Here is a 12,607-nt window from a genome sequence, read left to right as displayed (position 1 = left end):
AGTAGAAGTCAGACTTCTACGGACAGAAAGTCAGTTTGACTTGGAATTTCGAGGTTCTTTCTCGGTTTGGTGGTCATAGCAAGAGCAAAACACCCGGTCCCATCCCGAACCCGGCCGTTAAGTGCCTTCGCGCCAATGGTACTGCGTCTTAAGACGTGGGAGAGTAGGTCACTGCCAAACCTAGTAAGAACCTCGATGTATCTCTCTTTCGATGCGCCCCATTCATAGTATTTTGCTTGGGGCGACCAGTTTTGGCGCGGGATGGAGCAGTCCGGTAGCTCGTCAGGCTCATAACCTGAAGGTCGTAGGTTCAAATCCTACTCCCGCAACCAACAAGCACGTACCGCCGTCCTTCAGGGCGGCGTTCGTGTTTGTGCCAAGCGCCAATATTCCGGCCAACGTGCCGACCAGGGTCACTTCGGTCTCGCCCCGCTTGACGCCAGCGCGCACCTCAATACGGTCAACCAGGCTGCGGATAGCGGTCATGGCATCTTCACGCGTCGACTCATCCGAGAGAAGGCCTGCGAGTTCGCCGACTTTCTTCCGGTAGAGATCTACATAGTTCGGGTGAAACCTGACAACCGGCGACACCGGATTGCGGGCGATCTGTGCCTGCAGGGCGGACTTGCGGTCTTCCAGGGTGGTCAGCCGGTCACGAACCGAGGCAGGTGCCCCGTCTCCCGACATTATGAAATCGACACAGCGGGTGATCCCACGTTCAACCTCTGCCAAGTCCTTTTGCAACACTGCCTGGTCGGAGGTGCTGCGCTTGCTCAACCTAGCGAACTCGGCCTTCAACTCGGTTGTAAACTCTTCAACCAGAGCATCATTACCAACAAGAATATCGCGCAACCCGTCCAGCACGCGGCTCTCGACTTCCGCGGCGGCGATGCCAAAGGCCGCCTCACAGGTGCCCTTCTCGCGGCGTGCCGCGCAATAGTAACGGTCCTTGCGGGCAATCGTCATGTTGCCGCCACAGCATCCGCATTTGACGAGCCCTGTGAGCAGGCGCTTCTTCGTTTGACGCTTATTGCCCGCATGACTGGCGTAGCGAGACTTGAGCGCTTGCGCCTTTAGCCAGATATCCTCGTCAATAATCTGCAGATCAGGCACATCTGTGGTAATCCACTCTTCGGCGGGGTTGAGACGCGACTGCCGCTTACCAGTGTCCGGATCCTTCACAAACCGCTGCCGGTTCCAGACGAGGCGCCCAACATACATCTCGTTGTTAAGAATGCCATTGCGCCGCTGGCGGCTGCCGTGGATCGTTGACGCATTCCATTCTCCGCCTCGCGGGCTGGGGATGCGGTCGCTGTTCAGACCGGCTGCAATCTTACGGGCAGACCGTCCTTCGACGTATTCCGAGAAAATACGCGAAACAACTTCAGCTTCCGCAGGTTCAATCTCACGTTCACCCGTTGCGGCACTGCCATCCGCCAGCAGCCGGCGGACAACACGGTAGCCATAAGAATTGCCACCGCCGGACAAACCTTGCTCAACACGGCCGCGCAGTCCGCGACGGGTCTTTTGCGCCAAATCCTTGAGAAAGATTGCATTCATCGTGCCCTTCAGGCCGATGTGCAACTCGCTGATCTCACCTTCGGCCAGGGTCGTGAGCGTGATGTCTGCATATTGCAGGCGTTTGTAAATACCGGCGATATCTTCCTGATCCCGACTTACTCGGTCGAGGGACTCGGCGACGACCGTATCGAACCGACCCAGTCCTGCATCCACGATAAGCGCCTGAAGTCCGGGGCGTGTCTTGATCGAACCGCCGCTGATGGCCGCGTCCGTATAGACCTGAACCGTCGTTCCGCCCGCCGCCAAGACATTTTCCTCACAAGTCCGGATCTGGTCCTCGATCGATGCAGGGTTCTGCATGTCCGTCGAATACCGTGCATAAATGGCGGCTTTCATGTGTCTGGGTCCTCTTGGTCTGTCGGTCGATATTGAAGCGGCGCATGTTGTTTACGCAAGGTCTGAAGCGAGGACTGTAATTTGGTGCCTGCTGCGATTTGTTGAGCCTGGATATAGTGGCGTTCCGTTGTGCGCGGATCGATGTGACCGAGAAGGGGTGCTGCAATACCGACGTGTTTGGGATCGTTCAGCGCGACAAAGGTGACCGCGCAGTCGCGAAACAGATGTGGATTGATGGGCATGCCAAAGGCGCGCTTGGTGACGATGATGATACGTGAACTGACCATCTTCTGGGTCATGGGTTTGCCATACTGCGTAATCCAGAGCCGTTCGGAAGCAGCCCCGTCCAGCAAGGCCGGGCGGTGGCAGTCCAAGTAGCGCGCGAGATATTGGTTCAGAATCTCGGGCACGCGCATCTCCACCGGCTTGCGCGCCTTCATCTCCGCGCCAGGAAACCGCAACTCCCAGCCATCCGAGCGCGGGATCAGATGCCGGCCGATCTCGATACCGGTCAGGTTCCGCAAGCGCATCGTAGGACAACAGATCAGGAGACCGATCATCAATGCATCCCTGTAATGCGTATCTGCGAAGCGTTTTGGCGGTTCGCGCTCAATCTTCTGCAGGCGTGATATGGCCCAATCAAGGATCTCGGGTGCCGGGCGCAGACGGCTGTGCTTGTCCTTGCTGTCCCGGACGGACACCTCAAGTTTAGCCACTACGCGGCGCAGCCATTGCCAATCGCCCTCAGGGTTGAAGGTCACAGCGATGGCATGCAATCCGGCAATGTATCCCAATACTGTCCAAGGAGCGACCTGTGCCTGTAGCTCGGAGATATACGCGCTGACAGAATCGCGGGTGATCCGAGAGGTGGGGACTGCCGCAGGATCAAGCCCCCCTGCAGCAATCCGTGACGAGAGCCAGCGCCCATAGGCCTTGCGACGAAGATCCCGTGTCTCCTCACCCCAGTGATGCGCAGGTCCCATGGTGCCGTCGAGCAGGTCTCCCGGGGCAAGAGCCTCCGCCCACGCTGCCCGGTCGCTCTCAGGCCAGTCATCAAGCTTTAGACGATGGCGTCTTGGGTCTTTCGAAGGATGCATCAGACTCCGCCTCCGCGCCGGGCTGCCTCCAGCGAGTTCTGGTAGTGCTGTAGCGAGGACTGACGCTCAAACTGCGCATAGGCCTTCATGGCCATGGGGAGCGAATTGTTCAGAACATGGCTTAGCGTCACGTAATCTCCCGGTTGCACGAGACTGTGGATCTTGCCCGCGATGCTGCGGAAAAGGTGCGCATTGATGATCAGGCCGGTGTGCTCGAGGATCGTATCTTTGATGAGCCGGCTCAGGTGTGCCGGGCGTTTGGCCCCGCCGTTCTGAGCCGGAAACAGGTAGTCCGAAGGTTGGCCCTCCAGAATCGGCCGGGCCTTCTGCATATAAAGGTCGAGCATCACAGCGACATTCGTCGGCAGCAGATAATCGAGCGCCTTGTCGTTTTTGACCTCATCGGCGGGGATATGAATATGAACCTGCCGCGTCCGGCCGGACCCAATCGGGCGCAGATGACGCTCCAGGTGTAGGTTTGAGAGGTTGCCGGCGCGTAACGGGGCATTGAGGAGGATCTCAATCGCCAACGCCGCTTGCAGCTTGAGGGCGGCTTTGCGGGGTTTGGCCGACTCCAACTTCTGCGCAGTCTTCACCAACGCGGCTGGCAGGTTAAGCAACTTGGCGAGATTGCTCGGATCGTCCAATTGCAGAAGCCGTTGCCGGTTCTTCTCACGCAGGCCATCGACATCCTGGCCAAGCCGCTTGATCAGGGCAGCGATGGATTTGATCTCGCTTTCCTTTAGACGGACTTGGTGCCGTGCGACAGCTTGCAAGCAAACTGCCACCCCCTTTATGGCCTCTGTCGGTTTATTGTCGAAGCGTCCCATCATCCAGCGCAGCGCCCGCTTCATGTTGTCGAGATCCACCAGCACTGCGAGGCCGTCGATCTGGGCGATCGGCATGCCGGACCGCACCAAAGCCGAGGCTGCCTCGCGCAGCTGAAACTGCCGGTGCTTGATGGTGGTTGGCCGGAGCGGTTTGGCGGGCGCGTCTTCGTCGAGAAGATCGGGATTGGCGAGACGGTTGATCCAAGTCGCCACGTCGTCCTGCAGGCTTTGCGGGAACTGTTCGAGCGGAATGGTCCATGGCTCTTTTTTGCGGGGCAACCGGTTAAGCTCGATATCCGGCCAGCCGTCCACCTCTTTGCGCAACCGGTTCCAGACCTTTATGGCGTCTGCGGCCTTGTGCTCGGGATTATTCTGAAAGCTTTCCGCAATTAGGGCCTCCAGCATCCCGTTTATATGATCGTCGCTGATGGCATCGGGCGAAACGCCAAGGGCGGTGCAGTACTGCGCCAGCTGCGTAAGCTTCCAGAGGTCATGTTTGTCAGCTACGCGATCCAGCAGGGCCCGCCAGGCCGGACACGGCGGACGCAGCCAGTCTGCGCGATCGCGCGAACACCCGGTCAGCGCCAGGGCCTTGATGGCGTCGCTTTTGATGTTCTGAAAGCGCTTGTTGGACATGTTGTACGCCGCCGGCGCGACACGGCGCAGCCTGACGTGCAGCCAGTTGATATTGGCCGGCACTCTGTCCGGTGCCTTGCCAAGTAACCGCGCAATTGTGGTCAACGCTGACTTGAAATCGCGCTGGCGCGTCTGTTTGAGGTCCGGGAGGCCATCGACCTGTGCGATCACGTCGCTCAGCATCGGCGTATCTTCGGCGACAAACGGGCTGACAGAGGCTTGCGGAGTTGTATGATCAGTCATCGGGCGACATTCCTCATGTAAAGGGCTGACCTCGGGTGGTCACGGGTGGACACCGGGGGATATTCGGGAAAGCGTAGCATAATAATCGGGCTCGGATTGCACGGCCACGCTATCCCGACATCTCCGTAACCCACTGACAAAGCGGGACATATGTGGACAGAGTTGGTCATTGGCTCATCCGGTCTCTAACGAAGGCATTGAGGTCGCGATGACTGATCCGCCACTGGCCTCCAAGCTTCGCTGCACGCAAATCGCCAGCCTCAATCCAGCGGCGCACGGTCTTCTCAGAGACCCGGCAGATCGCTGCGACATCGATAATGTCCAGCATCGGCTCGGGCTTTTGGTTGGACTTACTCGGCATCTTGATCCCCTTCGTCAGGAAGAGGATGCTGATGCTCCTCGTCCGCTTGAGGAGTGGCCGCCAACGCCTCACGGGCCGCGACACGCGCCAACAACCGAACCAGCGCGCGCAGCGTCTCATCTGCGTGCTCTGCGCTCTGTTGCTGTGAAACGTCCCGGCGCATCGGCCACTCCATGTCGTTGCTCTTCATGGAGGAGATCTATCGATTGGAGCAGCCGGGATCAGGGATGGACGATTTTCCGTTTTTGAAAACTGCCTATCCCCTAGGTGTCATCTGATTGAGGACCGGATAGACTTGATATGTGTTTTCCTAGGCGCACGATCTTGTTCTTTCGATCGCGTATGTTACGAAAATGATCTTTCAGCGACTTGTAAGATGCTCCAGTTGGATGTGGCATGCTTGGAAGGTTAAACACTTCATTGGCGACGTACATAAATGGCGTCGGCGGCGGGAAGCCGTCAATTCCTTCCTGGATCTTAGGCTCCTCCCCGGTCGAACGGCGCCACCAGTACATAAACCACTCCACCAGGTGCTCTCGAGACGTGTCCTTCAGGAAAGGTTCATCGCGTGGCTGGGTCGTCAAGTTTTGGATAAGGGCCTCTAGCGCGCCACGAAGATCATCCAGAGAGTTCTGCGCATCCTCGGAAGGATCTTCTTTCAAAGCATGCGCGACAATCAGTGTCAGTCCGGCTTCGTCTGCTTGCTCCAGTGCCGTCAGAAGATTTTGTGTTTTCTCGGAGATCCGACGTAGCTTTGCAACTTGGCCTTTGTTTACAAAACCGCGCAAGTATTCGGCCTCTTTCTTGTAAGCGGCCAAGATAGGCTTGAGCTTTTCCCAGCTCTCGGCGTCAATCTCCGGTGCCCTGGCCCCGAAATGTTTTCTGAGGCCACTTTGAACACGGCATTGAAACTCTTGAGTAAGGTTCGGAAACACGTCTCGTGCCATTAGGAATACCCTCGTGAATTCGAACTCAGCAGATGCGTTGGACCATCAACTCAGAACTTCGTGTGCAGGGCAATCGAATCCTTTTGAGCAGACCAGTGCTCATTGGGTGCAATCTGGTCAACCGAAGCCGTGCTTGGTCGAAATGCTAATCCCTATTGGAATTTAACCCCCTCTGCGATACTCTCAATGTTGCATCAAGAGAGGGCACGCAGCTCTCACCAACCTGCTGACCCAGCAAGGTGGTCCCCATATTGGGAGATGCGGCCGAAGATCAGGCAACGAAAGGGTTTATCCCATGAGCCACGCCGCGCAATACAAGATGTCTATCGCCAGTGTGCGCACCACCATGCCGACCTTTGGTCTTTCTGTCTTTCCGCAGAGGACGAAACCAATGGCACAGCACCACCCACCGAGACTTGATCGAACCCCACGAACCTTATTCCTGAGGCTGACAATTGCGCGCGCGATGACGCCGCGCACGCTGAAGCGGGTCTATGCCTTACACGAACTTGAGCGCCTGCTTGCCATCGCGGCCGACGGGCATCAGCTGGGCGTGCGCGGCTTTCTTCTTGCCTCCATCGGGCGAGACTACCCCGTCAGCAAGCGGGCGATGGATCTTGAATTGCGCGGATACGGGCCTCAACGCCTGGTCGAGGCCGCCGAACAGATCGAACTCAAACTTTGGATCCAGCCCCATGCGCACCGGAAGAGCTAGCCGCATCCAGCTGAATGACATTTACGATCAAGGAAAAATCACATGACCCAGACCGATCAAACTGATCAGGTCTTTGCAGAAGACCCGGCGAGCATCCCCCTCAAGGAGCGTGAGCAAACCCTTCTCGGCCACCTCCGCGAGATTACCGGTGAAGACCTCCGACCTGCGCTGATGCCCCCTGACCCCCCGCAGTCCTGGCCCCTTAAGGCGCATGACGTCCTTCGGCGCTATTGGGAGGTCTCAAGGGAGCTCTCCCGGCTCAACTCTCGCCGCGAAAGCCAGCGGCTCAGCCGCTTTCTGCAGGCAGTAACCGGCGAGACCGAGATGAGCGATGCCACAGGGCGCTGGTGGCTCAATCGCTATTGAAACGGCAAGTCTTCAAAGAAAAGCCTCGTTTTAACATTCATCCTCCCATGAAAGGAAAGACACGCATGTCCGAACTCACCAGAAGAAGCTTCTTGACCGCACTGCTGGCAGCCGGGTTCTGCTTTCCGGATGGGCCAAGCACCGCTGGTGCCTTGAACGATCTTGATGTCCTCGAACGCGCACTGGAAACCGAACCGCTAATCTTTGATGTTCTGCCAGGTGGTGGTGAACTGGTTGCGTCCAATTACTTGCCAAATGCCGATCGCTACACGGCCTATGACGTATCTCCCGAAGACCTGCAGTTTGGCGAGAGAACCTATGACCTGCTCGATCGCATTCAGGCATTGCAAGACGCCATCTACACATACGCCTTTGATATCACCGAGGATGCCGAGGCGCTCGAAGAGTGGAATACCGCTATGGCTACCGACTTCATCGACAATCTGCCGGAGGACAAGCGCGCGGACCTGACCCGGGAACTTCAGCGTTGGTTCGAGCAGAAACCTGACTTCGAGGAACTTGATAGCAATGATATCGTGCGTCCGATGGACGGGCGCCAGTTGGCATTCCGACTGTTCTGGGATTTTGATCCTGAAATCCTTGACGCCTTGGAGATCTACGTCGTCGAAGGCGACAGTCCCGGCAGCACCTATTACGCGGCTGAAATGCATGGCGATGTCGACGAGGCTAATCGCATAGCACGGGAGCTTGAGATGCCTTGGCGCTTCAGGCGCGGATGATCATTCGCAATGTTCCAGCGCATCGAGAGCGCGTCTTCCACCTTTGCCAACCCGGCTGACCCGGAAAGGTCGCCGCCCGAAGCTGTCGGGTTAGGCCACCGAAGCAGCGCCAGACCAATCGCGGATCACTACCCAAACATCTGGAACGGGTTGAGGTGGTCATTGAACCCGAGCGATCCTGCGCCTGCGGACCTGAGCGTCACGTCATTGGCGAGGATGTCAGCGAACGGCTGGACATCATTCCGGCCCAGTTCCGGGTGATTGTCACACGCCGCCCTAAATACGCTTGCCGGTCCTGCGAGGGCGGGATTGCCCAAGCTCCTGCACCCGCCACATCATCGCTGGCGGCATGCCAACCGAGGCAACGCTCGCCCATGTGCTCGTCTCAAAATATGCGGATCACCTGCCGCTCTATCGGCAGGCGCAAATCTACAGCCGCCAAGGGATCGATCTGGATCGCTCGACCCTGGCCGCATGGGTGGGCAAGTCGGCGTTTGAACTGACCCCGGTCTATGAGGCGCTCATGGCCGATCTGAAGCGCTCAACCAAGCTCTTCATGGATGAAACCCCTGCGCCCGTTCTGGCACCTGGGCGCAAACGCACCAAAACCGGATACTTTTGGGCCTTGGCCCGCGATGACAGGCCATGGGGTGGCGAGGACCCACCCGGGGTCGCCTTCACCTATGCACCGGGACGTTCCGGCCAGCATGCAGACAGTATCTTGAAAGGCTTCAGCGGTACCCTGCAAGTCGATGGATATGCGGGCTACAACCGCCTGCTCAAACGGCCTGCGCAGGATGTGACATTGGCCTATTGCTGGGCCCATGCCCGTCGCAAACTGCACGACGTCACCCAATCCGGCGCGGCCCCAATCGCGCAGGAAGGCCTGACGCAAATCCAAGCGCTCTATCGCATCGAAAAAGACCTGCGCGATCAAAGTGCCGACCGACGCCGCGCCGCGCGGCAGGAGCACTCAAAACCCATCATCGATGCATTCGAGCTTTGGCTCGCTCAAAGCCGTGCACGCGTCTCAGCCAAATCGCCGACAGGAGAGGCCCTGAAATACATCGCCAAATACTGGGACGGGCTAATCCTGTTCCTCGACGACGGTCGCATCGAACTGGATTCCAACGCCGTCGAGCGCACAATCCGTCCCATCGCCCTCAACCGCAATTATGCCCACCAGGTGATTATGCACAGTTCGCTGAGGGAGAAGCTGCATTTCCTTTGGTACCGTTGGAAGATAGCGGTCACGTATATGGGTTCGTTCTGCACATAATCCTGATTTCCTTGAAGGTTCATTCAACCTGACAGGAGTTCATCATGTCCCAAGAGATCGTCGTTCAAGCGCAGCCACACATGTGGTTAGAGGACAGCATTCTTCAGCCCTACGTTTCGCGCTACGGGGCGCACCTGCGTCGCGGGCGATATGCGCCGAGCACGCAGCGTGTTTATCTATGCTGCGTTGCGCATTTTGCGTATTGGCTGACTGCGGAGCAGTGTAGCCTGAGCATGATTGGCGAGGCCATGGTCGCGCGGTTTCTGTCCGAACATCTGCCTGTATGCAGTTGCCTTTATCCGGTCCGTCGGTCGCGCCACGAGCTGCGCGCTGCACTCGCCCAGTTGCTGGAAGTGCTGAGAGCCGAAGGCATAGGAGCGCAGGATCCCGCCTCCGACACGGCCGTTGCGCAAGAGCTGGCGCGTTTTGACAAACATATGCGCGATGTCTGGGGTTTGGCGGACAGCACCCGCCGTCAGCGCGGTCGCATCGTTGGCGAGTTTCTGCTTGCCCATTTCAGCGACCAACCGATCACGCTATCGAAGATCGGCACCACCGCTGTCCGGCGCTTTGTTCTCGGCGATCACGGGCGCAGCCCCGGCACCATCCGCGTGATCGGCGGCGCTATTGGTTGCTATCTTCGCTTCCGCAGCATGTCCGGCGACCGGGTTAGCGAACTGACTGCCACCATTCCGCGTGCGGCCCACTGGCGATTGTCATCCTTGCCGGAAGTTCTCAGTGACGCTGAGATCGACGAACTGCTGCAATCCTTCGATCAACCCTTTCCGTCGCACCGGCGCGCATATGCGATGACGCGGTGTTTGATTGATCTCGGCCTGCGATCCAGCGAGGTCGTCAACCTGCGCCTGGAGGACATCAATTGGGCCGATGGGACGATCAGCCTTATCGGAACCAAAGGGCGGCGCGCCGATCTTCTCCCTTTACCCTCGGCAACGGGCAGCGCGATTGCCGCTTATCTACGCGAGGAGCGACCCCAGACCTCCAACCGTGCCATATTTGTTCGGCACGTCGCGCCGTATGACGAGCCGATCGAGAAAGGCGTTGTCAAGCGCGCGGTCTTGGCTGGCTATCGAAGATGTGGATGGACCCGCACGGGGGTCCACATTTTGCGGCACAGCGTGGCCAGTCGTCTTTTACGTACCGGTGTGCCTATGAAGGATATCGCCGACGTCCTGCGACATCGCAGCCTTGATACGTCGGCAATTTATGCCAAAGTCGATTTGACCAAACTCTCGGCAGTGGCCTTGCCTTGGCCGGGGAGCACGTCATGACCGCCTCCCGCACTCTGCTCTCGCTGGCCGAGGATTACCTTGCCGAACGCCGCGAGCTGGGGTTTGATCTGCGGATTCCGGGAAGCCAGATCACCGCGTTCGCCCGTTTCGTTGATGCGACAGGGCATACTGGTCCTCTGACAACGCGTATCACCCTGGATTGGGTGCAGGGTCAAGCCAAGTACGCCAAGCCCTTGTCTTGGGCGCGCCGTCTGGACATCCTTCGCCCCTTTGCAAGATATTTGGCGCGGCTCGATCCTGCGACCGAGTTTCCGCAGACCGCAATCTTTGGCCGCTCACATCGCCGCTTGGCGCCGCACATCTACTCGGAGCAGGAGATCTGCGATCTTCTCGCCGCCGCCCGACACCTTGCTCCACACGATGGGTTGCGACCTGCGACCTATGAGACGATCTTCGGATTGATTGCCGCCACTGGCCTCCGCCTTTCCGAAGCTCTTCACCTGAGATGTGGCGATGCAGATCTTGATCAGGGCGTCCTCACCGTCCGGAACACAAAATTTCGCAAATCCAGACACGTTCCAATACATCCGACAGTGGTGTCGGCATTGAACCGTTATATGGTTGTGCGCGCGCGACACAGCGCTACCCACCCAGATATGCCGTTATTCCCGTCGTCATCCGGCGGAGTGCTGCCAACACGAACCATCCATTGGGTGTTTCAGCGGCTGCGAAGCGAACTCGGGTGGATTGCGCGTGGTGCCTACGCTCAACCGCGAATACATGATCTGCGCCACACGTTCATCTGCCGTCGCGTCCAACGTTGGCATGAGCATGGAGCCGATATCGGCAACGCCATGGCCGCACTTTCGACCTACGTCGGCCATGCCAAGGTGTCCGACACATACTGGTATCTGACTGGCGTCCCGGATCTCATGGCCGTAGCCGGCAAGAGCTTTGAGCAATTCGCGGCGTCAGCAGGAGAACACCATCATGGCTGATCCGACCCCGATGCCGACATTTTCCATTTTGCTCCAACGTTTCTTCGTTGAACACCTGGGCCATCAGCGTGCTGTCAGTCCACGCACAATCGCCTCCTATAGGGACACGTTCCGCTTGTTGCTCAGCTTCGCAGAGTCCAAAATCGGCAAGGCTCCGACCGCATTGGCTTTGGTTGATCTCGACGCCCAGTTCATCCTCAGTTTCCTCGATCATCTGGAGAATGATCGCAAGAACGGAGCGCGCAGCCGCAACGCTCGCTGGGCAGCGGTCCGATCATTCCTGAAGTACGCCGCCCACTACGACCTGACCGCGCTCCCCGTGATCCAGCAAGCACTGGCTATCCCTATGAAGCGGTTTGACAAACCGGTACTGGGGTTTCTGTCGCGCCCAGAGATGCAGGCGATCCTCGAGGCACCGGATCCTCGATCCTGGGCAGGTCAGCGGGATCGAGCACTCTTCAGTCTAATGTATAACACCGGTGCGCGCGTGTCAGAGGCCATAGGCCTGCGGGTCGGCGATGTTGTCATCGACCAGGCAATGTCAGCACACCTTCACGGCAAGGGGCGAAAGGAACGTAGCGTCCCGCTCTGGCGTTCAACCGCGTCGCTGATCCGGAACTGGAAACGCAGGCTGGAGGGTACAGCCGATGATAGTTTCTGTTCCCAAGCCGAAGCGGGGGAAAGATGGCGCGCTCAAGTGTTACTCAGCGCCTCAAGCTTGCCGTTGCAACCGCGGCTGAGCGTCACCCACAACTCGCGCAACGTTCGATATCACCGCATACGGTCCGCCATACCACGGCAATGCATCTTCTGCAGTCTGGGGTCGACATCACCGTCATCGCACTCTGGCTGGGCCACGAAAGCCCCGCCACAACGCACATGTACCTCCAGGCTGATCTATCAATGAAGGAGCGCACCCTTGATAAACTGCAACCCATCGGGGCGCGCCCCGGTCGGTATCGGCCACCGGATCAGTTGATGCAATTCCTTCAGAGCCTTTGAATTATGCGCAGTTCGTTGTGTTGAAAGTCACCAGCGCGGCGGCACTTGCAGGTGACTCCTCAGCGAACTGTGCATAATCACCTGGTGGGCATAATTCCTGTTATGGAGACCTCTGCATAACAGGAAAAACGCGCTCTTCGCAGGTCACGATGCCGGGGCACAAAACTGGGCAGTTATCGCGTCTCTGATCGAAACCTGCTTATGCCGGACGCGGCATAAGCAG

At 58.2% G+C, this 12,607-nt stretch carries 12 protein-coding genes, 1 tRNA gene, 1 rRNA gene, 2 pseudogenes and 1 riboswitch; of the genes and pseudogenes, 10 read left to right on the top strand and 6 right to left on the bottom strand.

Going from position 1 to position 12,607, the window contains the following annotated elements; all coding sequences use genetic code 11:
- Positions 1–65: 65 nt before the first annotated feature.
- Both rrf and N5A93_RS14950 read left to right on the top strand, forming a co-directional pair.
- A 5S ribosomal RNA gene (gene rrf / locus N5A93_RS14955) occupies positions 66–180 on the top strand.
- Between the two features lie 75 nt (positions 181–255).
- Positions 256–332 (top strand) — tRNA-Met (locus N5A93_RS14950).
- Here the strand turns inward: N5A93_RS14950 and N5A93_RS14945 are convergent.
- From N5A93_RS14945 to N5A93_RS14920, 6 genes are all read right to left on the bottom strand, one after another.
- Positions 289–1,881 carry a recombinase family protein gene (locus N5A93_RS14945; RefSeq protein WP_268955972.1) on the bottom strand — a complete coding sequence of 531 codons (1,593 nt, stop codon included), beginning with the start codon at positions 1,879–1,881 and terminating at the stop codon, positions 289–291. The two genes, N5A93_RS14950 and N5A93_RS14945, sit on opposite strands and share 44 nt — an antisense overlap.
- 32 nt (positions 1,882–1,913) lie before the next feature.
- The gene (locus N5A93_RS14940) at positions 1,914–3,014 is read right to left on the bottom strand and encodes a site-specific integrase (RefSeq protein ID WP_268955905.1); all 1,101 of its coding nucleotides are present in this window, start codon (positions 3,012–3,014) and stop codon (positions 1,914–1,916) included.
- The gene (locus tag N5A93_RS14935; RefSeq protein WP_268955904.1) at positions 3,014–4,723 is read right to left on the bottom strand and encodes a site-specific integrase; all 1,710 of its coding nucleotides are present in this window, start codon (positions 4,721–4,723) and stop codon (positions 3,014–3,016) included. The genes N5A93_RS14940 and N5A93_RS14935 overlap by 1 nt, the downstream gene beginning before the upstream one ends.
- Before the next feature lie 166 nt (positions 4,724–4,889).
- Positions 4,890–5,084: a helix-turn-helix domain-containing protein gene (locus N5A93_RS14930; RefSeq protein ID WP_268955903.1), complete on the bottom strand. Its 195-nt coding sequence runs from the start codon at positions 5,082–5,084 to the stop codon at positions 4,890–4,892.
- Positions 5,074–5,274, bottom strand: coding sequence for a hypothetical protein (locus N5A93_RS14925; RefSeq protein ID WP_268955902.1), 201 nt, complete (start codon positions 5,272–5,274; stop codon positions 5,074–5,076). Before N5A93_RS14925 ends, N5A93_RS14930 begins: the two co-directional genes overlap by 11 nt.
- A gap of 73 nt (positions 5,275–5,347) precedes the next feature.
- Positions 5,348–6,031, bottom strand: a complete 684-nt coding sequence (locus tag N5A93_RS14920; RefSeq protein WP_268955901.1) for a hypothetical protein — start codon at positions 6,029–6,031, stop codon at positions 5,348–5,350.
- Positions 6,032–6,217: 186 nt separating this feature from the next.
- A riboswitch (SAM-I-IV-variant riboswitch) is annotated at positions 6,218–6,324 on the top strand.
- A gap of 2 nt (positions 6,325–6,326) precedes the next feature.
- On the opposite strand from N5A93_RS14920, the gene N5A93_RS14915 reads away from it, so the two are divergent.
- From N5A93_RS14915 to N5A93_RS19580, 8 genes and pseudogenes are all read left to right on the top strand, one after another.
- Complete coding sequence (locus N5A93_RS14915; RefSeq protein WP_268955900.1) at positions 6,327–6,746, top strand: hypothetical protein; 420 nt, start codon at positions 6,327–6,329, stop codon at positions 6,744–6,746.
- A 42-nt stretch (positions 6,747–6,788) separates the two neighbouring features.
- Positions 6,789–7,112 carry a hypothetical protein gene (locus tag N5A93_RS14910; protein WP_268955899.1) on the top strand — a complete coding sequence of 108 codons (324 nt, stop codon included), beginning with the start codon at positions 6,789–6,791 and terminating at the stop codon, positions 7,110–7,112.
- A 65-nt stretch (positions 7,113–7,177) separates the two neighbouring features.
- Positions 7,178–7,852: a hypothetical protein gene (locus N5A93_RS14905; protein WP_268955898.1), complete on the top strand. Its 675-nt coding sequence runs from the start codon at positions 7,178–7,180 to the stop codon at positions 7,850–7,852.
- Between the two features lie 101 nt (positions 7,853–7,953).
- Positions 7,954–9,032: pseudogene (gene tnpC, locus N5A93_RS14900) on the top strand (IS66 family transposase); the annotation flags it as partial.
- A 143-nt stretch (positions 9,033–9,175) separates the two neighbouring features.
- Positions 9,176–10,423 (top strand): site-specific integrase, encoded by a 1,248-nt coding sequence (locus N5A93_RS14895; protein WP_268955897.1) that lies wholly within the window; start codon positions 9,176–9,178, stop codon positions 10,421–10,423.
- Positions 10,420–11,382, top strand: coding sequence for a tyrosine-type recombinase/integrase (locus N5A93_RS14890; protein ID WP_268955896.1), 963 nt, complete (start codon positions 10,420–10,422; stop codon positions 11,380–11,382). Before N5A93_RS14895 ends, N5A93_RS14890 begins: the two co-directional genes overlap by 4 nt.
- Positions 11,375–12,007: pseudogene (locus N5A93_RS14885) on the top strand (tyrosine-type recombinase/integrase); the annotation flags it as partial. The gene N5A93_RS14890 and the pseudogene N5A93_RS14885, both read left to right, overlap by 8 nt.
- Positions 12,008–12,066: 59 nt before the next feature.
- Positions 12,067–12,384 (top strand): tyrosine-type recombinase/integrase, encoded by a 318-nt coding sequence (locus N5A93_RS19580; RefSeq protein ID WP_440590577.1) that lies wholly within the window; start codon positions 12,067–12,069, stop codon positions 12,382–12,384.
- The last annotated feature ends 223 nt before the right edge of the window (positions 12,385–12,607 follow it).

This window comes from Roseovarius salincola, from assembly GCF_026891095.1.
Lineage (GTDB): Bacteria > Pseudomonadota > Alphaproteobacteria > Rhodobacterales > Rhodobacteraceae > Roseovarius > Roseovarius salincola.
The sequence above is the reverse complement of the archived record's forward strand: the minus strand, read 5'-3'. Positions and strand labels throughout refer to the sequence as shown.